Below are 26,790 nucleotides of genomic sequence, written 5' to 3'. Positions count from 1 at the left end.
TCTTTTTCAATATTCCCCGGGAAACATGTCGCCTTATGACAAAACATGCCGGGACCAATGCCTCACTGGAATCCTATACCAAAATATAAATGGAAGGTGCATAAAAACTCGGAGTCTGTCATCCCTGTTTCCGCAAGCATCTTTGTATTAATTGCTTTTAAACATTGATGCATCAAAGGATAACAGGGTTTGAAGCGATTTTATACATGTCGTAATTTGTCTTTATTTTATTAATGAATAAAAGTTTTTATAAATGTTTGACTATTCAATATTTTACAAATAGAATAAGAGAGTAAATATATTCTATCTATGTAAAAGGAGGGATAAATTAGAAGTTTTTGAGAATTGCGAGGCTAATTTACTAGGGGGGTCAAGTAGTTGAAAGTTAAGCTGAAAAGATCGTTATTTTTAATGTTCGCTTTCTTGCTGGTTTTCTCAAATGCTGTTATGGCAGCTGGTCCGACGGTTCAAAAAGGGAACGCCAATACCGAAGTACAGAAAAATTTCGGCAAGCAGACACTTAAAAATCCTGACACAGGAAAACAGTATAAGAGTTCAGATAAAGTACGTGTAATTGTCGAAGTAGAAGGCGAACCTGCAATTACATATGCAACAAAACAAGGGAAGAAATTTGATGCTCTGCCGAAGGCTAAACAGGATGAGCTGAAAGCTAATGCTCTTAAAGAGCAAAAAGCTGTCAAAAATCAAATTGCTTCCAAAAATCTTGGAATGAAATTTGAACAGGAATTTACAACAGTCGTCAACGGTTTCTCCGGAGAAGTTGAATACGGCAAGATTGCTCTCATTGAGAAGCTGACTGGTGTAAATAATGTAACAATTGCTCATGAATACGAGCGTCCAAAAGCAAAGCCTGATATGAAGTACAGTAAAGAACTGGTTGAAGCGCGCGAGTCATGGGACCTCGGCTATGACGGAGAAGGCATGATCGTCGGAATCATCGACACAGGTCTTGATCCAAGCCATAAAGACATGATTTTAAGCGAAGATACAGTTCCTGCCCTTTCTGAAGGTGCTGTTAATGACGCTAAATCAGAGCTTGGCCTTCCGGGCAAGTTCTATACAGAAAAAGTGCCATATGGCTATAACTATATGGATGAAAATGAAGAAATTCTTGACCTTGGACCTGGCGCTTCCATGCATGGTATGCATGTTGGCGGAACAGTAGGGGCAAATGGTGATGAAGATAACGGCGGCTTAAAAGGCGTGGCTCCTGAAGCGCAGCTGTTAGCTCTTAAAGTTTTTGGAAATGATCCAGAAATGCCTTCTACATGGGGCGATATTTATATTAAAGCAATTGATGATGCGATTGGTCTTGGTGCAGATGTACTGAACATGAGCTTAGGCTCAACAGCATCGTTTGTACTTCCTGAAGATCCTGAGCAGATGGCCATTGCAAGAGCTGTTGAAAATGGCGTCGTTATGGCTGTTTCAGCCGGTAACTCTGCTCATTTAGGAAATGGCTGGGCAAACCCGTATGCAAGCAATCCTGACGTTGGAGTAGTAGGGGCTCCTGGCCTGTCTTACGATTCTCTCCAGGTCGCTTCGCTTGAAAACTCAACGATTGAACTTGATGCAATGAAAGTTGATGTTGATGGTGCTGCATTTGGCTCGATTGGATACCAAAAGCAGGATGGTCCGAAATTCCTTGATAAATTTAAAGGTCAAAAGCTTGAAGTTGTTTATGTAGGCGATGGTCAGCCTGCAGGCTATGAAGGAAAAGATGTTAAAGGGAAAGTTGTATTTGTTGTTCGGACTGGAAGCTATTTCTATACAAATATCCAGAAAACCGCTGAAGCACAGGGTGCTGCAGGTGTCATCATCCGCGGATTGCCTGCACACGGCGATTACGTGAATATGGCTCTTGATAAGCCGGTTATTCCGCTTGTGTCACTAAGTGTTGCTGATGGAAACGCTCTTGAAGAGCAGGCGAAAGCAGGCAAAAAGCTTGAAGTGACATTCGGTGATGACAAAGTAGCGGCTCCAAATGCGGAAGCCGGAAAAATGTCAGCTTTCACTTCATGGGGTGTAACGCCTAACCTTGATTTCAAACCTGAAATTACGGCACCGGGCGGTAAAATTCTCTCGACGTTCCAGGACAACCAGTACGGTATCATGAGCGGAACATCCATGGCTGCTCCTCACGTCGCCGGCGGATCTGCAATTGTCCTTGAGAAAGTGGACGAGCTGTTTGATCTTGATGGCGCAGATCGCGTACAAATGGCGAAGAATATTCTTATGAATACGTCTCAGCCAGTAATGGATAAGGGACTTGTGAATGATGCATTCGGATGGGAAGTTCCGTATTCTCCTCGCCGTCAAGGTGCAGGCCTGATGAAGCTTTACTCAGCGCTTAACACTCCTGCTGTAGTAACGGAATCAAAAACAGGCGAAGGCAAAGTAGCTCTTAAAGAAGTTGGCGATCAAGTGGAATTTACTCTTGATATTAAAAACTTCAGTGAGCAGGCTGTTTCTTATGATGTGAAAGCTAATGTTCAAACAGATTTCGCTAACGGCGGGTCACTTGGATACAATTACGATGAGCTTGAAGCTCAGGAACTGATTGACGCGGTAATCAAAGTAAACGGCGCAGACACAGCAAAAGTTGAGCTTGCTGCCGGTGAAACGAAAACGGTCAAGGTTACTCTTGATACTTCCAACGCCAAAGTTTTAGGTAATGATTTTGAAACACCAGTATCTGTAAAAGATGTCTTCAAAAACGGATACTTTGTAGAAGGGTTCGTGACATTCTCGGCTGAAGGTTTATCCCAGCTTACTGTTCCTTATGTCGGCTTTAACGGCGACTGGGGCAAAGCGCCAATCCTTGATGCCATGAATCTTGACACTGAGAACGAAACGTTCTATGGAGCTGCAGGTGTTGTAGCACGTGCAGGCCAGAACTTCAATTACCTCGGATTTGATGCATTCAACAGCGAAATGCCGTTTGATGCACGAAAAATCGCTATTTCACCTAATGGTGATGGAAGCCAGGATGAGATCATTCCTGTTCTGTCCTTCCTGAGAAATGCGAAAGAAGTGAAATTCAACGTTCTTGACGAGAACAAAAATCAGCTGCGTGCAATCCGCACAGAGCTTGAAGTCCGCAAGCATTATTATGACGGCGGCTCAGGTGCGACGTACTCATTAAATCCTGCTGCACAGTGGGATGGAAAAGTGAAAAATGCTCTTGTTAAAGACGGACAATATTACTACGAAATCGCTGCTAAAGTCGATTTCGCTGGCAAAGCTCCTCAAAAAGTACACGTGCCTGTTATCGTTGATACGGTTCAGCCGACATTAAAAGCTGAATTCAACAAAGATACAGTCACATTTGAAGGATCAGATGACCGTTCAGGTCTTGCATACTTTGATGTTCTTGTTAACGGCGAGTCTGTTGTCGGCAAAGATAAAGACGGCAACCCGCTGACTCTTGCGCCAACAACAAAAGAATTCAAGATTGCAGATCTTAAGGCCGGTTCAACTGTAACCGTTCTTGCTGCAGACAATGCTGGAAACACTTCTGCTAAGGAATTCAAAGGCGTGAATGACGAAACAATTCCTTCAATCATTGCTGAGCTTCCTGAAGCACTTGGAACGTATGCAACGAGTGAAGTGCCTGTAAAAGGCTATATCACAGATGAGTCAAAAGTGACGAACTTTACAGTTGCAGGCAAACCAGTTGAATTAACTTGGAATGCTGAATTAAAACGCTATGAGTTTGCAACAACTCTTACTCTTGAAGACGGCTACCACAGCGTGACAATCGCCGGAGAAGACGAAGCTGGAAACAAAATTTCCTTCATCAAACGCTTCTTCGTTGATACGACAGCTCCATCCGTAACAGTTGAAGCACCATCTTCTGTAAGTGCAGCAACTGAAAAAGTAACGCTTAAATCAACAGTATCAGACAATTTCGAAGAGCTTCGTGTAGCAGTTGACGGAGATGAAGTTTTCGTTAACCTGCTGAAAGAGCCTTACGGAATGAACAAAATCACGAAAACGCTAAGCACGGATGTTGCCCTTCAGCCTGGAGAAAACACATTCATGGTTGAAGCAACTGACCTTGCAGGACACAAAACAGTAAAAGAAGTAAAAGTGTACCGCGGAGATGACAAAGTCAGCCGCATCAGCGGAAAGAACCGCTATGAGACAGCTGCAGCCATCAGTGGCGAGGGCTGGGAAAGCTCTGAGCTGGTCTTCCTTGCAAAAGGACAGGACTTTGCAGATGCTCTAGCAGGTGTTCCTCTTGCAGCTCAATATGACGCTCCAATTTTACTGACAGATTCAAAAGGTTTGTCAGGTGCAACAAAAGCAGAACTTGACAGACTTGGTGCAGAAACTGTTGTCATCCTTGGAGGAACAGGCGCTGTATCACAGGCTGTAGAAGATCAGCTTAAGAAGCTTGGCTATGATGTTGACCGTATCGCAGGTAAAGACCGCTGGACGACGGCAGCTGCTATTGCAGAAGAAGTAGCTCCAGATGGATCTGAAGATGCAGTCGTAGTCAATGGCACAAGCTTTGCAGATGCTCTTGCAGTTGCTTCTTATGCGGGACAATACGGCATGCCGGTTGTCTTGTCACAAAAAGATAAGCTTCCTGGTGCATCAAGCAAAGTTCTTAAAGAGCTTGGTGTTAAAAACACATTGGCAGTCGGCGGACCAGTAGCCCTTGCTGACAGTGTAGTGAAAAACCTTCCTGGTGCTGAGAGAATCTACGGCAAAGACCGTTATGCAACAAGCGTGAAGCTTGCTGAATTCTTCGAGCCGGAATTAGACGTTGTTTATGCAGCTACAGGTCTTAACTTCGCTGATGCATTAGCTGGCGGAGCCCTTGCAGCCAAGCATGAAAGCGGAGTAATCTTAGTCGGAAAATCACTTTCTTCAGATGTACGCAAGTTCTTTGGAGAAAATGAAATCGGCCAAGTTAAAGTATTCGGCGGTGAAACTGCCGTTTCAAATGACGTGCTTGCTGAAATTAACAAGCTTGTACGCTAAGAAATAAGAAAGAGCTGCCGGATTTGATCATCCGGCAGCTTTTTTTTGCTTTTATGACTAAAGTAACAGGATCCAATTAGCAGATTTCCCTATTTCTCTTTCAATCTCCAAAAATGATAAAAATGACAGAAAGCGGGTGTTATAATAGGAGAGTAGTAGCGAAAATTGCAGAATTAAAGGAGAGTGAACGATGAACAGCAAGTCATGGATGCTTGGCATCCTTCTATTTGTCATGCTATTTTTGGCCCCGAACACCGGTTTCGCAGAAAAAGTGCTGGTGATTGATCCTGGTCATGGAGGCAAATTCAGCGGCACGTGCGGTCTGACGGGGAATACGACCGGATTTTGTGAAAAAAACGCCAATCTGATTGTCTCTCAAAAAGTAAGAGATCTGCTTAAGACAAGCGGCATTAAAGTCTACCTCACGCGAGACAAGGATATGGAATTTGCACCATACTTGAAAAAAGCAGATGGCAGCACAGACGGCGGGGACTTTGATATCCGCATGAGAACCGCCAATTCATTTGCAAGCGGAAACAATGATAACAGTGTCTTTATCTCTCTCCATCATAACGCACATCCAAGCAATCCATATGTAAAAGGCTATGAAACCTATTTCTACAATGGTGTTGATCATGCAAAGGAAGAGTATCCTCACGATCCGATGCAGATCAAGTACTTGGCAGACAACCGCAGACTGGCGAATGAAATTCATCCGACAGTGCTTGCGAAGCTTGGATCCATCGACAGAGGCATTGCGGATGATCAGAGCTTTTACGTGATCCGGAATGCACAGATGCCTGCAGTCCTTGTAGAAATGGGCTTCATGACAAATCGTGAAGAAGAAGCGCGCATCAAAACAGCTGATTTCCAGAATAAAGCTGCACAGGCGCTTGCAGCATCTGTGGTCAATTATTTTAAAGTCTTTGAAGTTTATGACATGAACAGCAATAAAAAGCTTTATACGTCAAAATCAAAAGATCAGGCCCTTACATACGCGAAAAAACAATCAAAACCGGTCAGAGTTTTTGACAAAAACGCTCAAAAAGATATCTATAAAACTACGGCTCTCTATGAGGTGCATCACCGTACCGTCGGCAAACTGGGAGATTTTTATACCTCACCGGATGCCATGGAGTATGCGCAAAGCTACCGCAATACAAGACTGGTTTATAAGAGTACAGGATTTACACTATGGTCTAATTTCCTTCCTGCTAAATACGAACTATACGTAAGCGGCACGAAGAAAGGAAGCTACGTAGACTTTGAACATGCACGCTATATTGCAGAAAAGAATGCTCCAAATGCAAGAGTCATTAATAAAGTTTCGGGTGAAATTGTCTTTACAAATATCGCAAACGACAAAGTGACAAGAAAGCTTCCTGTCACAAAGCTTGTCGGGGATGACCGCTATAAGACAGCCATCAGCGTGTCACGGAAAATGTACCCTTCAGGTTTTGCAGACAGCAAGCCTGACAAAACGATTCTTATTGCAACAGGCACAGAGTATGCGGACGCTCTTTCTGCCGGACCGCTCTCACGCAAGCACGGGGCTGCGCCAATCCTTTTAGTGAAAGGAACCTCGCTTGGGACGGACACCGTAAATGAAATCAACCGTCTTAAAGCGAAAAAAGCGATTATTCTTGGAGGAGAAGTCGCGGTTTCAAAAGGAATTGAAACACAGCTGCAATCGATGAAACTTTCGACACAGCGAATCAGCGGAACAAACCGCTTTGAAACGAACCAGAAAATTTTAACGGAAGTCGGAAATGTTGACGGATACTTCATTGCTTCAGGCAGAAACTATCCTGATGCATTAGGAGCAGCGCCGATTGCCGCCCAAAAGAATTGGGCCATCATGCTTTCTGATACGAAGTCACTTCCAAGCGCGTCAAGTGCGAAGCTGAAAGGCAAACAGGCCCTCATCGTCGGCGGAACGAGCGTGCTGACATCTGCGGTCGATACGCAGGTGAAAAACGCAGGACCGTCAAGCTACACGCGTTTAGCCGGGAAAAACCGGTATGAAACGCTCGCTAAAGTATTATGGAAATTCGATTCCAGTTTAAACTCGAATTCTATCATGGTATCAACTGGAGCGAACTTCCCGGATGCGCTGTCGGCAGCACCGCTTTCCATCGTAACGAAAGCACCGCTGATTTTGACTGGCCCGACGATCAACCGTCCGCTTGAAACCTATATTATGGAGTACGGCGGCAAGCACCACATGAAGGAAATGACGCTGGTAGGCGGGGCAGTTCCTGCTGAAATGACCAGTGAGATCTTCAACAGAATCAGATAATAGAAAAGATTCGGGCTTGAAGTCATATGCCCGGATCTTTTTTAGATAAGGAATGATAAATATGAAAAAATGGATGTTTATTTTGGGTGTGACTCTCATAGTTGCAGCCGGCTGTTCTCAAGAGCCGGAAGAAACTGTACAAGAGCAGGAATCAGAAGCTCCGGTACAGGACGAAAAACCTGCGGCAGAACCAGAAAAAGAGAGCAAGCCATCTGAAGACACTGAGCCGTCAGATCAGGCGAAGGAAGAAAAAGAGAAAGAAGAAACCAATGAAAGTTCTAAAGAACTGACAGGAAATTCCGATAAAAAGAAAGAGAGCAAGAATAGTTCGGACGGTCCTTATAAGGCCTACCGTCCTAAGACCGGAGCAACCAAACAATTTGAGGAACAGGGGACCGTTTTGCTGACGGAAACAATCACTGCAGCAAACGATGACTATGTTCAGATTGCTCTGAGATTAGGAGATTCAACAACTACCCAGATCTATAAGTGGACAGGCTCTGAAATGACTCTCGTCTATGAAGACAGAGAGCTTCAGGATCACACGGTGGATCTGCTTGATGCATTTGAACCGAATATGAATGAAAAGCTGCTCGGTGAAGGTGCAGACTGGAAACTGCTTGATTCTTCGGCTGCGGTTGAAACACCATACGGAAAAATCGAAAACGCGGTTGTCATTCAGAAAACATCAAATGAGGTAGTGGGAGAAGAAACGATTTTCACCAGGTATTATGCGCCCGGCCTTGGACTTGTAAAAGAAGATTTTGAACTTACAGGCGAAAATGGGTATAAGGGTGAGTCAAGTCTGTCCTCTGTTGAATAAACTAGTAATTCTATAAGCTCTCAATCTATTATTGCGGAGGAATTACTGTTGAATAAGGTTTTTATGTCAATTGTTGCGTTAACACTCTTCTTTTTGTTTTCAGAAGAAAATGCGTTCGCTGCTTCTGGTAATCCTTCAGAAGTCTCTGTCAGTCTGAAAAACTATGTCGGAAAAGCAAAGGAAGTTACGGTCACAGTTGACGGTGAATATATGCTGTCAGGGCAACCAGGCTTTCTTTTGAAAAAAGGCAATACGTATAAAGTGAAAAATGAAAACGGAGTGCTGGTGGTTTACAACGGAAGCGCTAAAGCGAAAACTCTCGGCAGCTCAGGCGCCTTTCATCCGGTGAAGTATGGAACGGACAATGTGATCAGCATTAACGGCCGTCCATATTTGGGCACGATGAAGTTTACTGTTGAAAACAGCGTCTATGTGCGACCTGTGAATCAGCTTCCCCTTGAAGATTACCTGAAAGGCGTCGTACCAGGCGAAATGTTTCCAAGCTGGCCTGTTGAATCCCTGAAGGCGCAGAGTATAGCAGCCAGAACGTTTGCCCTGAAAAGAATCAATCAGACAATAGACGATACCGTCAGCTTTCAAAAATACGAGGGCTATATCTGGTCAGCTTCAGCTTATGGCAACACGAATACAGCTGTAAACCGTACGAAAGGCCAAGTTCTAGAAGCGGACGGCAAGCTTATTGACGCTACTTACAGCTCAAGCAACGGCGGCCGGACTGAAAACAATGCCAATGTATGGACGTCGGGAACGCCATTATCCTATCTTCCTGCAAAAAAAGATCCTTTTGATCCGGTGAACAGCTGGACAGTCGCGGTAAACGAAGTGCAGATCAATCCTGCAGCACTTAATCTGGCTAATCCAGGATTATGGTGGGGAACGGTTAAAGAAAAAGACGCAAAATACGCAGCAGCCATAAAAACCTGGCTGAAGACAGACAAAAATTATACAGACAAAGACCTTAAGATTGTCAATGTGAAAAACCTTACAGTATCAAGTGAAAAAACAAGCGGCGACCGGAGAAAAACGGGCAGCTACCGTCTTGAATTCTATGTGAAAAATGCAAATGGAACCTATCAGATGAAAGATGGAAAAATTGCGACGGTCGTCAAAGAAGGAGTCAACGTCAATATTTCCATCCTCCGTTCAATGTTTGGGACAACGAATTTTAAAAGCCATCTCATTGACTCGCTTACATTTGAAAAAGGCATCTATACGTTCAGTGGCCGCGGATATGGACATGGAGTCGGCATGAGCCAGTATGGTGCCAAGGCCATGGCGGATCAAAGCAAGAATTACTTGGAGATCACGGATTTCTATTATCCGGGAACGAATTATGATAACTACATTCATAATGTTATAGAAGAAATTGAAGGGGAAGACCGCTACGAAACAAGTTCGGAAATCGCCAAATTCGGCTGGTCCACTGCTAAAACGGTATTCATCGGCAGAGGAGACAACCCTGTTGATGCTTTGACAGGAAGCGTTCTTGCCAAAAAATTCAATGCTCCATTGCTTTTGACAAACCCGAATCAACTATCAGATTCAGTCAGACAGACATTGAATAAGTTCGATCCAGCTGCCATTATTATTCTTGGCGGAACAAATGCTGTTTCCGCAGCAGTTGAATCAGAATTAAGAAACATCGCACCGGCGGTTGAGCGTATCAGCGGTTCTGAACGCTATGAAACGGCAGCCATGGTCGCAACACAGATCGGACACTCAGGTGAAATTTTTATTACATCCGACAGCAGCGATTCGCCTGATGCATTGTCCATTGCCTCTTATGCGGCAGCCGAGCAGATCCCCATTCTTTTTGCCAAAAAAGATGCCGTGCCAAAGGCTGTCTCTGATTATATAAAAGACAGCGGAGTGCGCAAAGTGACTGTTATTGGCGGAGATGTCGCTGTGTCTGCCAAAGTGTTCGCAGACCTTGAGACACTTGTCGGCAAAGGGAACGTAGATCGTGTAGACGGCAAAAACCGCTACGAAACTAGCATCAATATCGTCAAGAAATATAACCTTGATACCCGCAAAATCTTCTTTGCACAGGGAACTGAATTCATTGATGCTCTTCCGGGCTCAGTGCTTGCAGCCAACACAAGATCACCGATCATCCTTGTTGACCAGGATTCTGTTCCGACGCCAGTATCAAGCTATATTTACGATAACATGACATTTATTCCGCACATTCACTACCTGGGCGGAAAAGGTGCAATCACTGCCCAAAACCGAATCAGCCTGCAAAACTGGTTTTTGCAGTAGGTCATTCAGCCGGCTCTCTATAGGAGAACCGGTTTTTTTATGTTTGCGGGCTGGCGTGCGCGATGCAGGATCCTTTAGCCCTTGCTGCGCTGCTAAAAGCAAAATGGCCAACTGCGTATAGAAAAAGAATGGATGGCGGATTGATTTGTTAATGGCACTTTGCCGGTGGGGGAGCGTGTGGAAAGTGTTGTAAAGAGGTTTTAGTAGCACTTTGTGGTTGAGAGAGCGGGTTGAAAGTGTTGTAAAGGGGTTTTAGCAGCACTTTGTGGTTGAGAGAGCGGGTTGAAAGTGTTGTAAACGGGCTTTAGTAACACTTTGTAGTTGAGAGAGAGGTTGAGAAGTGTTGTAAACATTTTAGCAGGACTGGCCGATTCCGCTTTTCGGCATTGTCCAGCTCCGCCTCCCAGTCCTTCTGTCAGAACAAAATCGCCCATAAAGGCAAAAAACGGCCTTTATGGTCGATTTCTTATCTGACTGTCAGGCCTAAACGGTCGGCTCCGCATTTCTGTTTACCAAACTTTCATAAAACATTAAAGGAATCAATCCTCCCGGTGTTGTACTATTATAGGAGAGACTTTATACGACATTACCGGGGGGATTTTGACATGCGAGTGAGGAAAGCGATTATTCCGGCGGCTGGGCTTGGTACGAGGTTTTTGCCGGCTACGAAGGCACAGCCGAAAGAGATGCTGCCGATTGTGGATAAGCCTACGATTCAGTACATTATTGAAGAGGCGGTTGCGTCTGGGATTGAAGATATTCTGATTGTTTCCGGCCGCGGGAAGCGTGCCATTGAGGATCATTTTGATAAATCGTATGAGCTTGAAGAGACGCTTGTGAAGAAAGAGAAATGGGATTTGCTCAGCAAGGTTCAGGGTATTTCTGAGCTTGCGAACATTCATTATATCCGCCAGAAAGAGCCGCTTGGTCTTGGGCATGCTATTTATTGTGCTAGACGTTTTATCGGCAATGAGCCGTTTGCTGTTATGCTCGGGGATGACATTGTCCAGTCTGATGTGCCTTGCCTGAAGCAGCTGATTGACGTGTACGATCAGTTCCAGAGCACTGTCATCGGCGTACAAAAGGTCAAGCCTGAAGACGTGTCTAAATACGGAATCGTCAGTTATAATCAAAACGAAAAGAAAGCCGATAACGTGTACAAAGTACGGGACTTGGTTGAAAAGCCAAAGCGTGAAGAAGCTCCTTCGAATACTGCGATTCTCGGCAGGTACATTCTTCGCCCTGAGATTTTTGAGATACTCGGCAATCTAAAGCCGGGATCTGGAGGGGAAATTCAGCTGACAGATGCGCTGAAAGAGCTTTCCCAAAAAGAAGAGGTAACAGCGTATCATTTTGTCGGCAAGCGCTATGATGTGGGAGATAAGCTTGGTTTTATCCAGGCTACGATTGATTTTGCGATGGATAACGAAGAGCTCAGAGATGATATTATAAAATATATCAAAAGCAAAGTTTCAAACTAGAAAGGTAGGATTCTTTTGAGAGTATCAGTAGCCGGAACAGGATATGTAGGACTGGTTACAGGGGTGTGCCTTGCAGAAATCGGGCACCGCGTAACGTGTGTTGACATTGACGAGCAGAAAATTGCCAAGCTGACTCAGGGGATTTCACCTATCTATGAACCTGGTTTAGAAGATCTGATGAAGAAAAATCATGAGGCTGTCCGCCTTGATTTTTCAACTGATTCAGCACAGGCTTACGGCGAGAGCGACGTGATTTTCATCGCTGTTGGAACACCAGAGAATGAAGATGGCTCAGCCAATCTTACATATGTAAACGCCGCAGCGGAGCAAATCTCGAAACAACTGAAAAAGGATGTCGTGGTCGCAGTGAAAAGCACCGTTCCGGTCGGGACGAATGAACACGTGCTGAATGTGATTAATCAGCATAAGCCTATGTCCGTTAAAGTTGAGGTTGTATCCAACCCTGAATTTTTAAGGGAGGGGTCAGCCATTCATGATACATTTCATGGGGACCGCATTGTCGTCGGTTCAGAAACGGCATCGGCCGGTGATCTTATGGAGGATCTTTACAAGCCTCTTGGCATTCCTGTCGTCCGGACTGATATCCGGAGTGCAGAGATGATTAAGTATGCTGCCAATGCGTTTCTGGCCACGAAAATCAGCTTTATCAACGAAATTGCGAACATCTGCGAGAAGCTTGGGGCGGATATTGAGGATGTGGCTGAAGGCATTGGAAAAGATGCGCGTATCGGGCCGCAGTTTTTAAAGGCAGGCATTGGGTACGGCGGCTCCTGTTTTCCGAAGGATACGAAAGCCCTCGTTCAGCTTGCGGGAAATGTGCAGCACCAGTTTGATCTGCTTGATTCCGTTATTTCGGTTAACAACCGCCAGCCGCTGAAGCTGATTGAGTCTGCCAGAAAGCATATGGGCAGCCTTTCAGGGAAAAAAGTAGCCCTTCTTGGTCTTGCTTTTAAGCCGAATACAGATGATGTGCGGGAAGCGGCATCTCTGGTCCTTGCCAAAGAACTTGTAAAAGAGGGGGCCGTTGTTTCAGGCTATGATCCAATCGCAGCAGAAGAGGCCCGTAAAGTCCTTGGAGATTCCATCACTTATTGTGACTCCGTTACACAAGCGATTGAAGGGGCTGACGCAGCATTTATCGTGACAGAGTGGGACGCCATCACTTCCTATCCGATGGATCTTTACCGTGCAAAAATGAAGCGGCCGCTGCTCTTTGACGGCAGAAACATTTACAGTCTCCGGGATATTCCGGACTGGATGACTTATATATCAGTAGGAAGAAAAGAAATCGTGCGTGCATGACTGCCCTCAAATTTGAGGGCTATTTTTTTGGGAATTTTTCTAAAGTTTTCCCAGTTGGATGCGATATATAAAAGGAGTGGACTGTACGGAAAAAAGTCCCAGCATCAAACAACCGGGAGGAAAAAATAGAATGAAAAAGCTTTTAGCCAGCATGCTGGCCGTTTTACTGCTGACTGCTGGAGTCTTTCAGGCGATGCCGGCTCAACAGGCAGAAGCAGCTGCCGCCTTTACGTATTATGCCAAAAATGACTTTCAAACACGGACGGGTCCAGGCGATCATTATGCCAAAGCGTTACACGTTCCATTTCAGACTTCCTTTGCTGTAAAACCAGGTGCAATCAAGAACGGCTGGGCAAAGATACAGCTTAATGGCAAGACGCTCTATGCGAAATCATCATTCATTACAAACAAAAAGCCGGCAAAAATCTATTTCAGCTACTATACAAAAGAACCGGTGAGTTTTTACGCAGGAAGAGGGACTCATACAAAACGCTACGGCTCGATTGCGGAAGATGCGATCATCAAAGTCGGAAAAGGAACGGTTTTAAATGGATGGGTGGAAATTCTTCACAACGGAAAAACATACTATGCGGACTACTCCAAGCTGACATCCAAAGCTCCGATCTACTTTACCTATTATGCGGTGAAAGATTTCACTCTATATAATGAAAGAAACACGGTTACACCGAAAAGAACGGTATCACTAGACGCTGCAGTCAAAGTAAAAAAAGGCAGCGTGCAAAACGGGTGGAGCCGAATTGAGTACAATGGTGTAAAAGGATATGCCCCATACAGCAGTATTGCAAGCAAGCCTGCTGCGGCTGTTTATTTTACGTATTATGCCAATAAAAATACAGGTATTTACAATTCGCACAACACATCTTCAGGCAAGCTTGCCTCTCTTGTTCTAAACGATCAGATGAAAATTAAAAAAGGCAGCATATCAAACGGGTGGGCTGTGACGTCCTTTAATGGAAAAGATGCGTACGTGCCAGCGTCTGATATCGTTAACAAGCCAGTGACGATTAAAGCGGAAGATCTTACGTACTACGTAAGAGAGGGATTAAATCTCCGCTCCAAGAAATCAACCGCTTCAAACATCATCCTGACCATTCCTCAAGGAAATCAAGTAGAGATCTTAAATCCTGAGGAACTGAAGGAAGAATGGATTTCTGTCAGATACAGCGGGAAAACAGGGTTTGTGAAGACGAGCTACCTGACTCTTGAACCGCAGCCTAAAGAAACAGCTCTTTCAAAAACAATCGTCCTTGATCCTGGTCATGGGGGAAAAGACCCTGGTGCCATCGGCAATGGCCTCCAGGAAAAAGAGGTTGTGCTTGATGTCGGAAAGATTGCTTCTGAAAAGCTGAAAAAGCTTGGCTATAATGTTTACATGACAAGAGCGGATGATACGTTCCTCTCTCTTAATGAACGGACAGACTTTACTTATACAAAGAATGCAGGTGTTTTTGTAAGTCTTCACATGAATGCAAGCACAGCTTCGTCTGCAAATGGTACAGAAACCTATGCTACAAACGGTTCGAATGCAAGTGCAGCTGCTTCTGCAAACAGTTCTATAGCAAGTAATAGCTTCAGGACTTCTTCTCTTACACAAGGTGAGAAGGATGACAGCGCCAAGCTTGCAGAATTTATTCAGGCAAGATTAATCAAGGCACTCGGCACTAGAGATAGAAGCACGAAAAAAGCAGAGTTTTACGTTATTGATAAAAACTACACAAGATCTGTCCTAGTTGAAATGGGCTTTATCTCAAATGCAAAAGACGCATCCATTTTCAAAACATACGACGGAAAAAACAAAGCTGCAGAAGCCATCACACAGGGCGTAAACGATTTCTACCTGTGGAAGAACAGCAAGTGAAACAAAAAGACCTGAAACACGTGATCCGCGGTTTCAGGTTTTTTTATGGTTGTTAACGAAAGACTATATTCGATATAATAAGTAGGTCCTTGCAGAATACGTCGAAAAATTATGCAAAAACTACATATAGAACTTATACAAATTACGTTAAGCCATTAGCTAATTGGAGGAGTTTTTTTGAGTAAAAATATCATAGATCGCGTCAATGAAGCTTATTATGGAGCTTTGGGAACGGATTTCAGCAAAAAAACGAGAGAACGCATCAACTGGATTGTGACACGTGTTAGTGGAAACAAGGTCCTCGATATCGGCTGTTCACAAGGTATTAATGCCATCCTCCTCGGACGGGAAGGCAAAAAAGTAGATGGAATCGATATCTCCCGGGAATCGATCGATTACGCCATGAATGAACTTGGCAAGGAACATCCGTCTGTTCAAGCATCTGTCACATTCAAAGTGTCGAATTTTATGACAGATGACGAAATTGAAAAGGATTATGATACGATCCTTCTGACAGAAGTGCTTGAGCATATCAGCGATCCTGAAGCCTTCCTTAAAAAAACACTGGCTCATCTTAAGCCGGGCGGCAGACTGATTGTCACCGTTCCGTTTGGCATAAATGATTTTATCGACCATAAACGTACGTACTATTACTCATTATTGGCAGAACAAATCGGCACTCATTTTAAAATTGAGTCCTTCGATTATTTAGGAAGATGGTCAGGCGTTGTCTGCACAGCCTCTCCAGAAGAAAATCTGCCTTTTTATACAAAAGAGAATCTGCAAAAGCTTGAACAGGGCTTTTACGCTCTGGAAAGAGATTACATGCAGCGCATCGGAACGCTTGCAGGTCAGACTGCAAAACAGGAAAAAGAGCTAAAAGAGCTTCGTCAGCCTAAAGAATCTGGAGAAACGCTGTATGATGAGCTTAAAGCACAGATTGCAAAGCAGGAGGAATATATCCGCCAGCTGCAGATTGAAACGGTTGAGCTTTTAAACCGCGAAGAGGATGCACTTAAAGCAGCACTTGCAGCTGTTAATAAAATTGAAGATGCGAACCGAAAAGCATCTTATATTGAGCACCGCTATAATGTCCTTAAAAAATCCCGATTTGGCAGAGTTCAGCTGAAGTACTGGGCATTGAAGAAAAAACTAGCCGGAAGAGGTAAGAAATAATGCTTAAAGTGGAAATACTCAAACGTTTAGAGAAAGTCCGACTAACTAGAGCAAAGAAAATGGGGTATGACATCGAAGAGGAGCATGTGCGGAAAAATGAAAAGCCCCTCTACGATAAAGGCATCAGCGTTATTATCCCAACCTATAAAGGTGAAAATGTCATAAAAAAATGCCTGACTTCATTGGCTGATCAGACAATTGATCATTCCCTGTTTGAAGTGATCATTGTCATTAACGGCGAAAAAGACAAGACAGAAGAGATGATTGGACAGATTGCCCTTGAAAGAAACATGTCCAATATCCGTGTTGTGACAATGGACGAGGCAGGAGCATCGATTGCGCGCAATAAGGGAATTTCGCTTGCAGCACGCGAATATGTCACGTTCCTTGACGATGACGATTATTTTTCTGCCAACTTCCTTGAGGAAATGTACAAGCAGGCAAAGCCTGATACAGCTGTCATTTCTCAAATTTACAATGTTGAGCCGGACGGCAATATTCAATCATCCAATCCGATCAACCGCCAGATTTTAAAGTCCGTCATCAGCAAACAAAGCCCGTATATGAAGCTTCACACAGTTCTGACCATTAATGCGTGCAAGCTGATTCCGACTTTATATGTTCAAAAGTATAAATTTGATGAGAGCCTGAAAAGCGGGGAAGACGTCGTCTTTTTCACAGAGCTTTTCGTTAAAAATGACCTTAAGTTTGCTGTTGCTTCATTAACTAAAAAAGCCGTTTATTACCGGACGCTCAGGGAGAACTCCATTTCCCGCCAGGCGATGACGTTTAACTTTAACGTTGAACAGCGTGCAGACTGCATTGAGAAAATGAATGAGCTGCTCGTTCCGGATCTGCCTTTTGAAAAGCGCGACTTTATTGAAAGAAAGATCAATGCACAGGTCTCGTTCATCGTGAAATATTATGAAGAGCATAAAGATGAGTATGACCGCATCATGAAAGAGATCTCATCAAGAAGACCTGTATACTTCCCGTACCATCTGCTGAATAAGGACCGCGTGGAGCAGCTGGTTGTTTCATACTGCTTCCCTCCTTATAACGACACAGCCGGGAACGTGATGGCGAAGCGTATGAGACAGGCAGGCAAGGTTTCAGATGTCATCTACAATACGATGGACAAAGTCCGGACAAAAAATGCATCCCTGAACCAAATGGTGGATGATTTAATTCATACAAGACTGCCGATCAATTCGCCTTCAAGCTTCTCGCACTGGGCACATATCAAAACGTTTGTTGATATGGGAATGAAAGGTGCAGACGATCTTGTAGAGAAAAACGGCGTGCATAAACAGGTATTCAGCCGTGCAATGTGGGCAGCCTCCCACTTCCTTGCGTATGAGTACAAAAAGAAATACCCTCAAACAAAGTGGATCGCTGAATTTTCCGACCCATTGATCTATGACATCGAGGCTAAAAAGCGTCTGGTGGATATTACCGATCAGGGGTATTTAAAGCAGCTTGAAGCAGATGTGAAAAAAGCAGGGTTCCCGTCTCCAAACGATGCAAGTCTTTTTGTATGGTGTGAATACCTTCCGTATATTTTTGCAGATGAACTGATTTTCACAAACAAAAATCAGTATCAGTACATGATGGATATGTTCCCGATTGAGGAAATTAAGCCGATTATTAAGCAGAAGGTTGTCATCGAGCCGCATCCGACATTGCCGGAAAGCTATTACCACATGGAGGAATTCGATTATCCGCTTCTATCAGAAGATCATGTGAATGTTGCCTATTTTGGAAACTTCTACAGCAAGCGGAACCTGAACGACTTGTTCTCAGGTTTAAAAGAAGCGCACGAGGATACTCAGCGCAAAGTCCTGATCCATGTCTTTACGGCGAAACCGACAGAGCTTGAAGATCAGCTTAAAAACGATCCGCTTGAGGACTCCATTATTGTCAACGGGTTTGTCGATTTCTACACGTTCCTCAACCTTTGCACAAAGTTCGACTGCCTGGTTGTCAATGACTCAACAACGAAAGACAACAAGCCGATCAATCCGTATCTGCCGTCTAAACTGAGCGACTACAAAGGAAGCGGCACGGACGTTTGGGGCGTTTACGAAGAAGGCAGTATTCTCGGTCAAAGTGAAGGCATTACTTATTTGTCTCCGCTAAATGATGCAAGAGCTGCAGGAACTGTTTTTGACAAGATGGTTGCGAAGAAATTTTCCGGAAAGAAAGCACGAAAAGTGGAAAGAGCACCAATCTCTCCGGCTAAACCTGCAGAACGTTCAGCTGGTCTCGCCAAAACCGCTGCTCCTGACACAGTATTTGAAAAGAGCTGGGTCAAAAAGCAGGAAACGGACCTTCAGCATACAGCAGGCACGGACCAAGAAGAGCTTGAGAGACTAAGCCAGCTTGCAGACCGCCTGATTCAGGATAAGAAGGAAATGGAGCAGGAGTTTAAAACCATTCTGACAGCCATTGCAGACGATGTTGAAACCCGTGAAAATCTTGGTCAGCTGATCAGCAAACAGGAAGCTGAGGGACTGAAAGCATCCGGAATCTATCCAGAATTGATATCAGCGGGTCAGGAACAGCAGAAAAAGCTTCTTGAGGAAAAAGAGCGTACTATAAGCCAGCTGCAGACAAAATTGACAAAACTGCAAAATTCCAAACTTGGAAAATTACAGTTGAAATATTGGGGACTAAAACGCAGAAAATAAAGGTATGTCTCATATTTTTCAATTGACGGGAGGGGACATCATGCTGAAAGAGCCGGTTAAAAAAATCACTTTTTTTGATAAATGGCCGAAAGATACAAAGAAAAGCTTTGATGTTCAGATTGACGGAGGCGCACAGCTGGACATCAAGATTGCCCAGCTGATAAAAGACGCAGGTCCGATCATTCTTTATTATAATAAAGGCAATAGAGTTGACCGCAGTCTGAACCCAGGCTATACGTACATCGCAAGAATTGACGGTACAGTAAACAGCGGGGTTCAGGTGCAGCAGGTCATTGTCGGGTATGACAGAAATGACAACAAGGTATATGTTCAGTACAATCCTCTTGGAAGTGAAATGAATTTAAGCTTCCCTGCGAATGTGGCGAGCTACTCCATGGGAATTAGACTTTCAGGGGCAGGAGAAGCAGCTATAACAGATTTTTCTGTTTCAGCGTACAACGTACCCACTTCAGAAAGTCAGAAAGAGCTGTTTCTAAGACATCCTGAAACGGATTACCTGATTGTTACGAATGTTTACCCTGAGAAAAACACGTATTACCAGAACATGTTTGTTCATAAACGCGTGCTCGGGTACAGGGAAAATGGCATCAATTGTGCCATCTACCGTTTAAACACATCTCCGGCAAGCATCGCTCATTACGTTTATGAAGGTGTGCCCGTCTATATTGGCGGAGAGGATGCGCTGACAAACCTTTTAAATGCAAAGCCATATAAGAAAGTGATGTTTCACTTTATCAATGAAAGAATGTACCGTGCTGTCCGCAAGTCAAATGCGAGATACACGCCAAAGCTTGTATGGGTGCACGGTTTCGAGACAACAAAATGGTACCGCCGCTGGTTCAACTTTTACCAGAGCACGAAAGAAATCCGCAATAGCCTTGAGTATGCGAAGCGCAATCAGGCGCAGCTTGATTTCATGGCAGATCTTTACACCACGGAAGATGACGACATAAAATTCATTTTCGTTTCGAAATGGTACAAAGAGAACGTTGCTGAAAAAGATACAAACACCATCATCAAAAATTACAGCATCATTCATAACTCCATTGATGACGAGCTGTTTGATTATGTAGAAAAAACAGAAGAGCAGCGGAAACGCATTTTAACGATTCGCCCGTTTGCTTCAAGAACGTATGCAAACGACCTGACCGTCAAAGCAATTCTTGCCCTGAAGGACAAGCCATTCTTTGATGATCTGACCTTTGATATTTTCGGCCAGGGTCCTTTATGGAATGAAACCGTCGAGCCGCTTAAAGGGATTCCGAACGTTCATCTGCACAATTACTTCTTGTCCCAGAAAGAAATTGCCGAGCAGCATAAATCCCACGGCGTCTTTTTGAGTCCATCCCGTATGGATTCCCAAGGGGTTTCACTTGGCGAAGCAATGTCAAGCGGACTTGTGCCGGTAACATCAGCCGTTTATGCCATCCCTGAATTTATTGATGATTCGTGCGGCTTCCTTTCAAAAGGGGAAGATTACATGGGTCTTGCAGAAGCTATTGAATATCTTTACTACAATCCAAAAGCATTCCTGCAAAAATCAGAGGAAGCTGCGCATATCGTCAGGTTCCAGTGCGGCAAGCATAAAATGATTCAGGCGGAACTGAACGAAATTAAAGAAAAAAAGGAAGAAAAAGTTCTCTTGGAGCAGGGCAGCTGAAATCATTGACACCGTGTTTTCTAAGCTGTAATGTGGTATGAGGGAAATTTTTGAACAACCAACTGGAGGAGAATTCACATGAAGATCGCAACACTAGGTCTTGGTTATATCGGACTGCCGACTTCTATTATGTTTGCAAAGCATGGCGTTGACGTGCTAGGCGTAGATGTCCAGCAGCATGTTGTTGATTCATTAAACCAAGGCAAAATTCATATCGAAGAGCCTGGACTTCAGGAAGCGCTCGAAGAAGTAATGGCTTCCGGCAAATTCAAAGCATCAACACAGCCTGAAAAAGCAGACGTATTCATTATTGCCGTTCCAACTCCAAATAAAGACGATCAATATAAATCTGTAGATTTAAAATACGTATTAAGCGCTACAGAAATGATGATTCCTTACCTTGAAAAAGGCAATACAGTCATCGTAGAATCGACAATCGCGCCTCGTACAACAGACGACCATGTAAAACCTTTGCTTGAAAAGCATGGCTTTACAATCGGCGAAGACATTTTCTTAGTTCATTGCCCAGAGCGCGTACTGCCTGGACAAATTATGCATGAGCTTATTCACAACAACCGCATCATCGGCGGTGTGACAGAAGCATGTAAAGAAGCCGGAGCAAAAGTGTACAGCACATTTGTTGAAGGCGAACTGATTTTGACGGATGCGAAAACAGCTGAAATGTCCAAGCTTATGGAAAACACATTCCGCGACGTCAACATTTCACTTGCAAATGAGCTTGTGAAAATTTGTACGGAGCTTGATATCAATGCTCTTGACGTTATTGAAATGGCCAACAAGCATCCGCGTGTTAACCTTCATCACCCTGGACCGGGCGTTGGCGGACATTGCTTAGCAGTTGACCCGTACTTCATCGTGGCAGAAGCTCCTGAACAAGCGAAGCTGATCTACCAGGCACGTGATATCAACGTTTCTATGCCTTCCTTTGTTGTAGAAAACGTATCAAAAATGCTTGGCGGCCTTGACGACAAGAAAATTACAGTCTTCGGTTTAACATACAAAGGCAACGTCGATGACATCCGTGAAAGTCCTGCAATGGACATCTACCAGCAGCTTAAAATGGCCGGTGCAAACGAAGTCATCGCATACGACCCGCATGTTCAAAAAGACTGGGTAGAAAAAGACATCAAAAAAGCAACAGAGCAATCAGACCTTGTCCTTGTTCTGACAGACCATAACGAATTCAAAGCACTTGATGCTTCTGACTTCGCTAGCATGAATACAAAACGCATCTTTGACACGAAAAACATCGTAAAGAACTGCCCTGAAGAGATCACATACATCAACTTCGGCAACCTTTACAAATTCGTTAAGTAAGAAAAAAGACGAAATGGGGACCATATTAGTTTATGGTCTTTTTTTATTCCGGAGGTTTCATTCCCTTGATTAAAGAGAGAACTTTGCGGGTAAATCCTGCACAGGGGCTGAATAGAGGGAAAGCGGGGATACTGGAGTAAGAAGGGTACTGGATGTTTAAGGTCACCTGCCATTTATTTATATAGAAGTAAACCTCCAGTGAATTGGAGCGGAAGGCACTTGACTCCTTGTCCAGCTGCAGCGCCCAACTCCTCTGTCAGAACAAAATCCCCCAAAAAGTCAAAACCGGACTTTTCCGGTGATTTCTTATCTGACTGCCGGAGCAAAACGGGCGCTTCCGCTTTTCTAAGGGATGCAGAGGGAACGGAAGACCCCGCAGGCTGGCCGAGGAGGCTCCCGACCTCCCCGCGGAAAGCAAGTGACTGGAGCGGAATGGAACGGGTACAAGTATGGACCAGTCGCCTCCGCTTTTCGGTATTGTCTAGCTCCAGCGCCCAACTCCTCGGCCAGAACGGCTCCGCCAGAAAAAGCAAGACCGGCTTTTTCCGTCGGATCCTTTTCTGTCCTTCGGAGCTAACCGGGCGCTTCCGCTTTTCGGTGTGTCAAAACCTTTACAAATCCCTCTAAAACTTGAAAGGTCTTTGGACTAGGTATATTATTAGGAAGGTGCAACATTTTGTGAGTTAGGAGAACATCTTATGCTACTTGATACATTTAAGGCCATTAAATCCAACAAAGACCTGATCTATCACTTGACTGCTTCTGACTTTAAAGCGAACAATTCAAGAACGTATTTCGGTTTTTTATGGTGGATCCTTGATCCAATTTTTTATATGGCAATCTTTTATTTACTGGTCGTGGTCATTCTTGACCGTGGTACGCCAAACTACCCGATCATTATTTTCACAGGGCTTATTCCTTTAAAATTTGTTACAGCTGCACTTGTAGATGGAACGAACTCGATTTCATCAAAAGGGAATATTCTGCAGCAGGTGTATGTGCCCAAAATTATTTTTGTAGTTGTGCGGCTGCTTGTAAACTGCATTAAGTTTTTAATCAGTGCCGTCGTGCTTATTTTGTTTTTGATTATTTTCGGAACAGAGTTTTCATGGTATGTTCTCTTATTTCCGCTGATTTTTATTATTAATGCATTCTGCCTGCTTGGCGTTATGATTTTCCTTGCACACTTAGGTGTTTTCATTCGGGATGTTAAAAATATGATGCAGTATATTTCCCGTGTTTTGCTTTATTTATCACCCGTTTTATTTGAAATGAGCACAGTGCCGGACAAGCTTGTTCCGCTGCTCTATCTGAATCCTTTTACAACGATTCTGGAATCCTATAGAGACGTGCTGATTTACGGCAGAGCGCCTGAGTGGATTCCGCTCCTTATATTAACGGTGATTTCTCTTGTAATCCTGTATTTCGGAATTCGTTTGCTTAACAAAAATGAAAAAGAATATGCTAAGGTGATTTAATTGACTGATACTATAATCGAAGTTGAAGATCTTTGGGTTTCTTATCCGGAATTCACGGAGAAGCCGTTAAAGAAATTATTGAATATGCATAAGCAAGATGATCGTTTCTGGGCTCTGAAGGGCCTTAATTTCGAAGTGAAAAAAGGTGAGGTTTTAGGTGTCATCGGACGAAACGGTTCGGGTAAGAGTACGCTGTTGAAGCTGCTCAGCGGATTGATTTCGCCTGACAAAGGCACATTTAACATCAAGGATGACGAGCATCCGGTTCTTCTTTCTCTCGGAGCTGGCTTCCAGCCTGAGCTTCCCGGAATCGAGAACATCTATTTAAATGGATTGCTTCTTGGCCATAAAAAGAAGCAGATTGATGAAAAGATCGATGACATTATTGAGTTTTCCGAGCTTGGCGATTTCATTTACAAGCCTGTCCGCACCTATTCGGCAGGGATGAAATCAAGGCTTGCTTTTGCTACGGCGATTTCGCTTGATCCTGAAATTCTTCTGATTGACGAAGTACTTGGAGTTGGAGACACAGCCTTCCAGCAAAAGTGCCGAAATGCCATCATGGAGAAAATCAAGCAGGACAGAACCGTTATCTTAGTCACTCACTCATCAAACCTTGTAAGAGCCATCTGCGACCGCGTCGTCTGGATTCATCTCGGGGAGCAGAAAGCAGTCGGTGAAACAGGGCCGATCGTCAAAGAATACGATGAGTTCATGAAACAGGCAAAATAATGAACATCCTCATGCTGCTGTATAAGGATATTCCTTATGATGCCAGAGTGAAAAGGGAGGCCCTTGCGCTTGCGGAAGCAGGACACAGCGTTTATCTTGCCTGCGTCCGCGAGTTCCAGGAGCCGGACCCTTTTCTACATAAAAATATTCATTTAATGCGTCTCCCTATTTCTGTTAAAAGCATGAAGGCGGCTATGGCGGGTACAAATCCGGGACAAGCGCCGAAACGGTCCGGTCTGAAACGTGCAGTCGTCCGCGCTGCCAGACTGCCTCTAGTTAAAATACTGAAAGATTATATGGCGTATTATGAGTTTTATAAAAAAGTGAAAAACAATGTACGGGACCTTAAAATAGATACAGTTCACTGTCATGACCTGAATACGCTCTGGCAGGGCAGCATGCTTGCAAAGGATTTCTCCGCAAAGCTGATCTATGATGCCCATGAAATTTTCAACGAAATGGCAGGGCGCAATGAGCTTGACCGCTTTGTCGGATACAAGATGGAAAAGCAACTTTTTAAGAAAATAGACAGGTTTGTGACGGTGAATCCGTATTTGAGAGATTATTTGTTTGAACGCAATGGGGAAAAGCCTTCCGTGCTCATTCAAAATATTCCGCTTTTTTCTGAAGACATGCTTGCCGGCAATAAGGCGATTGACTGGAATTATACCTTTGGGGAAGAAGATACGGTATTGCTTTATCAGGGCGGTTTTTCTCCATACCGCGGCCTTGATCTGATTGTAAAGACAATGGCTGAGCTGCCTGAGAGCTTTAAGCTTGTGATGATCGGCTCCGGTATACTGAAAGAGGAGCTTATGAGTCTCGCTGAATCTCTCGGCTTATCTGACCGTGTGTTTTTTCATGACCAGGTGCCGTCAGAGGATCTCTTCTATTACACTCAGAAGGCGGACATTGGCCTTGTGATGTATGAGAAGGTTTCAAAAAACAACTATTATTCCACACCGAACAAAATGTTTGAATATCTGCAGGCCGGCGTTCCTGCTGTTTCCTCCAACCATCCCGGCAAATCGGTCGTAATCGATGAGTACAAGACGGGCGTGCTTGCTGAAGAAACAACAGAGGGCATCAAGGCCGGGATCATGGAAGTGAAGAATAATTACGAGTACTACCGGCAAAACTGCCTGCAGGCAAGGAGAGTTTTAACCTGGGAAGCAGAGAGCAGAAAGCTTGCTGAGATGTATGAAAATCTGTGATGCGGTTTTAAAAACCGCATCTTTTTTGAAAGACCTGAAATATTATTGAAGGCAAATCTTAATACTATAGAAAACAACTCTATTACTGCTTAATGATATAATCATCCTAATTGATTGAAAAAGGAGTTTAGACTATATGGACCGCAAATTAAAAGTCATGACAATCTTCGGGACAAGACCGGAAGCGATTAAAATGGCCCCGCTTGTACTGGAGCTTGAAAAATATCCGGATGAAATTGATTCAATCGTTACGGTAACGGCCCAGCACCGTCAAATGCTTGATCAGGTTCTGGAATTGTTTGAAGTCAAACCGGATCACGACCTGAACATTATGAAGGACCGCCAGACTCTCACAGGCGTTACGACAAAGGCACTTGAAGGCCTTGATGAAGTCATGAAAGAAGTGAAGCCTGATCTTGTTCTTGTGCACGGCGACACAACCACTACGTTTGTCGCAAGCTTAGCAGCGTTCTACAACCAGATTGCTGTCGGACACGTGGAAGCCGGCCTCAGAACGTGGAATAAGTATTCTCCGTTCCCTGAAGAAGTGAACCGCCAGATCACAGGCGTTATTGCTGATCTTCATTTCGCGCCGACAAACAAAGCAGAGCAAAACCTGCTTCAGGAAAATAAGAAGGGCGAAACGATTTACATAACTGGAAACACAGCAATTGATGCCCTGAAAACAACGGTAAAAGAAGAATACACTCATGAAGTCCTTGAAAAAGTGGGATCTGACCGCATGATCCTTTTAACAGCACACAGACGGGAAAATCTCGGCCAGCCGATGAGAAACATGTTCCGTGCGATAAAACGCCTGATTACGGAGCATGAAGATGTACAGGTGGTATACCCTGTTCACTTAAATCCTGCCGTGCGCGAAGTGGCGGATGAGGTGCTTGGAAATGACCCTCGCATTCATTTGATTGAGCCGCTTGGCGTTTATGATTTCCATAACTTCGCAGCTAAAGCCCACATCATTTTGACAGATTCAGGCGGCGTGCAGGAAGAGGCTCCTTCACTTGGAGTTCCTGTTCTTGTCCTGCGTGACACAACTGAGCGTCCTGAAGGAATTGAAGCAGGCACTCTGAAGCTTGCAGGTACAGAAGAAGAAACCATTTATCAGCTTGCATATGAGCTGCTGAACGATAAAGAGCGCTATGAGGCGATGTCTAAGGCATCCAACCCATATGGCGACGGCGAAGCTTCAAGACGGATTGTGGAAGCGATTCTGCATCATTTCGAGAAGCGCAGCGATAAGCCTGTTCCTTTTGAAGTGTAAAATAAAAGACCTGATGCTGCGGCATCAGGTCTTTTTCTGCTTTTTGGAAGCGGATGGAAATTTTCAAGTATGGAAGAAGATTTGGCAAGTATTCTTTG

The 26,790-nt window shown here is 44.2% G+C and carries 15 protein-coding genes; all 15 read left to right on the top strand.

The window, feature by feature from the left end:
• Positions 1 to 378 precede the first annotated feature (378 nt).
• The 15 genes from ACK1LH_RS19265 (at position 379) to wecB (ending at position 26,692) form a co-directional block, all read left to right on the top strand.
• Positions 379 to 5,013, top strand: a complete 4,635-nt coding sequence (locus tag ACK1LH_RS19265) for a cell wall-binding repeat-containing protein (protein ID WP_411333972.1) — start codon at positions 379 to 381, stop codon at positions 5,011 to 5,013.
• A gap of 190 nt (positions 5,014 to 5,203) precedes the next feature.
• The gene (locus ACK1LH_RS19260) at positions 5,204 to 7,312 is read left to right on the top strand and encodes a cell wall-binding repeat-containing protein (RefSeq protein ID WP_411333971.1); all 2,109 of its coding nucleotides are present in this window, start codon (positions 5,204 to 5,206) and stop codon (positions 7,310 to 7,312) included.
• Positions 7,313 to 7,373: 61 nt separating this feature from the next.
• A complete protein-coding gene (locus ACK1LH_RS19255) occupies positions 7,374 to 8,135 on the top strand; it encodes a hypothetical protein (RefSeq protein ID WP_411333969.1) in 762 nt (253 codons plus the stop codon).
• Positions 8,136 to 8,183: 48 nt separating this feature from the next.
• The gene (locus tag ACK1LH_RS19250) at positions 8,184 to 10,418 is read left to right on the top strand and encodes a SpoIID/LytB domain-containing protein (RefSeq protein ID WP_411333968.1); all 2,235 of its coding nucleotides are present in this window, start codon (positions 8,184 to 8,186) and stop codon (positions 10,416 to 10,418) included.
• Between the two features lie 605 nt (positions 10,419 to 11,023).
• A complete protein-coding gene (gene galU / locus ACK1LH_RS19245) occupies positions 11,024 to 11,899 on the top strand; it encodes a UTP--glucose-1-phosphate uridylyltransferase GalU (protein ID WP_203289074.1) in 876 nt (291 codons plus the stop codon).
• A 15-nt stretch (positions 11,900 to 11,914) separates the two neighbouring features.
• Entirely contained in the window at positions 11,915 to 13,222 is a 1,308-nt protein-coding gene (locus ACK1LH_RS19240; protein ID WP_411333967.1) for a UDP-glucose dehydrogenase family protein, read from the top strand.
• A gap of 130 nt (positions 13,223 to 13,352) precedes the next feature.
• Positions 13,353 to 15,101, top strand: a complete 1,749-nt coding sequence (locus tag ACK1LH_RS19235; protein WP_411333966.1) for an N-acetylmuramoyl-L-alanine amidase — start codon at positions 13,353 to 13,355, stop codon at positions 15,099 to 15,101.
• Positions 15,102 to 15,278: 177 nt separating this feature from the next.
• Positions 15,279 to 16,277: a methyltransferase domain-containing protein gene (locus ACK1LH_RS19230; protein WP_411333965.1), complete on the top strand. Its 999-nt coding sequence runs from the start codon at positions 15,279 to 15,281 to the stop codon at positions 16,275 to 16,277.
• The gene (locus ACK1LH_RS19225) at positions 16,277 to 18,967 is read left to right on the top strand and encodes a glycosyltransferase (RefSeq protein ID WP_411333964.1); all 2,691 of its coding nucleotides are present in this window, start codon (positions 16,277 to 16,279) and stop codon (positions 18,965 to 18,967) included. Before ACK1LH_RS19230 ends, ACK1LH_RS19225 begins: the two co-directional genes overlap by 1 nt.
• A gap of 40 nt (positions 18,968 to 19,007) precedes the next feature.
• Positions 19,008 to 20,648, top strand: a complete 1,641-nt coding sequence (locus ACK1LH_RS19220) for a glycosyltransferase family 4 protein (RefSeq protein WP_411333963.1) — start codon at positions 19,008 to 19,010, stop codon at positions 20,646 to 20,648.
• A gap of 78 nt (positions 20,649 to 20,726) precedes the next feature.
• Positions 20,727 to 21,986, top strand: coding sequence for a nucleotide sugar dehydrogenase (locus tag ACK1LH_RS19215; protein WP_282033757.1), 1,260 nt, complete (start codon positions 20,727 to 20,729; stop codon positions 21,984 to 21,986).
• Between the two features lie 698 nt (positions 21,987 to 22,684).
• Positions 22,685 to 23,464, top strand: coding sequence for an ABC transporter permease (locus ACK1LH_RS19210; protein ID WP_282033758.1), 780 nt, complete (start codon positions 22,685 to 22,687; stop codon positions 23,462 to 23,464).
• A complete protein-coding gene (locus ACK1LH_RS19205; protein WP_203289066.1) occupies positions 23,465 to 24,196 on the top strand; it encodes an ABC transporter ATP-binding protein in 732 nt (243 codons plus the stop codon).
• Positions 24,196 to 25,410: a glycosyltransferase gene (locus ACK1LH_RS19200; RefSeq protein WP_411333962.1), complete on the top strand. Its 1,215-nt coding sequence runs from the start codon at positions 24,196 to 24,198 to the stop codon at positions 25,408 to 25,410. Before ACK1LH_RS19205 ends, ACK1LH_RS19200 begins: the two co-directional genes overlap by 1 nt.
• Before the next feature lie 136 nt (positions 25,411 to 25,546).
• Positions 25,547 to 26,692 carry a non-hydrolyzing UDP-N-acetylglucosamine 2-epimerase gene (wecB, locus tag ACK1LH_RS19195; protein WP_369735694.1) on the top strand — a complete coding sequence of 382 codons (1,146 nt, stop codon included), beginning with the start codon at positions 25,547 to 25,549 and terminating at the stop codon, positions 26,690 to 26,692.
• Positions 26,693 to 26,790: the final 98 nt, after the last annotated feature.

This window comes from Metabacillus indicus (assembly GCF_046603695.1).
Taxonomy (GTDB): Bacteria; Bacillota; Bacilli; order Bacillales; family Bacillaceae; genus Bacillus_P; species Bacillus_P indicus.
Note: the sequence above shows the minus strand (reverse complement) of the source record. Positions and strands in the feature narration are given on the sequence as shown.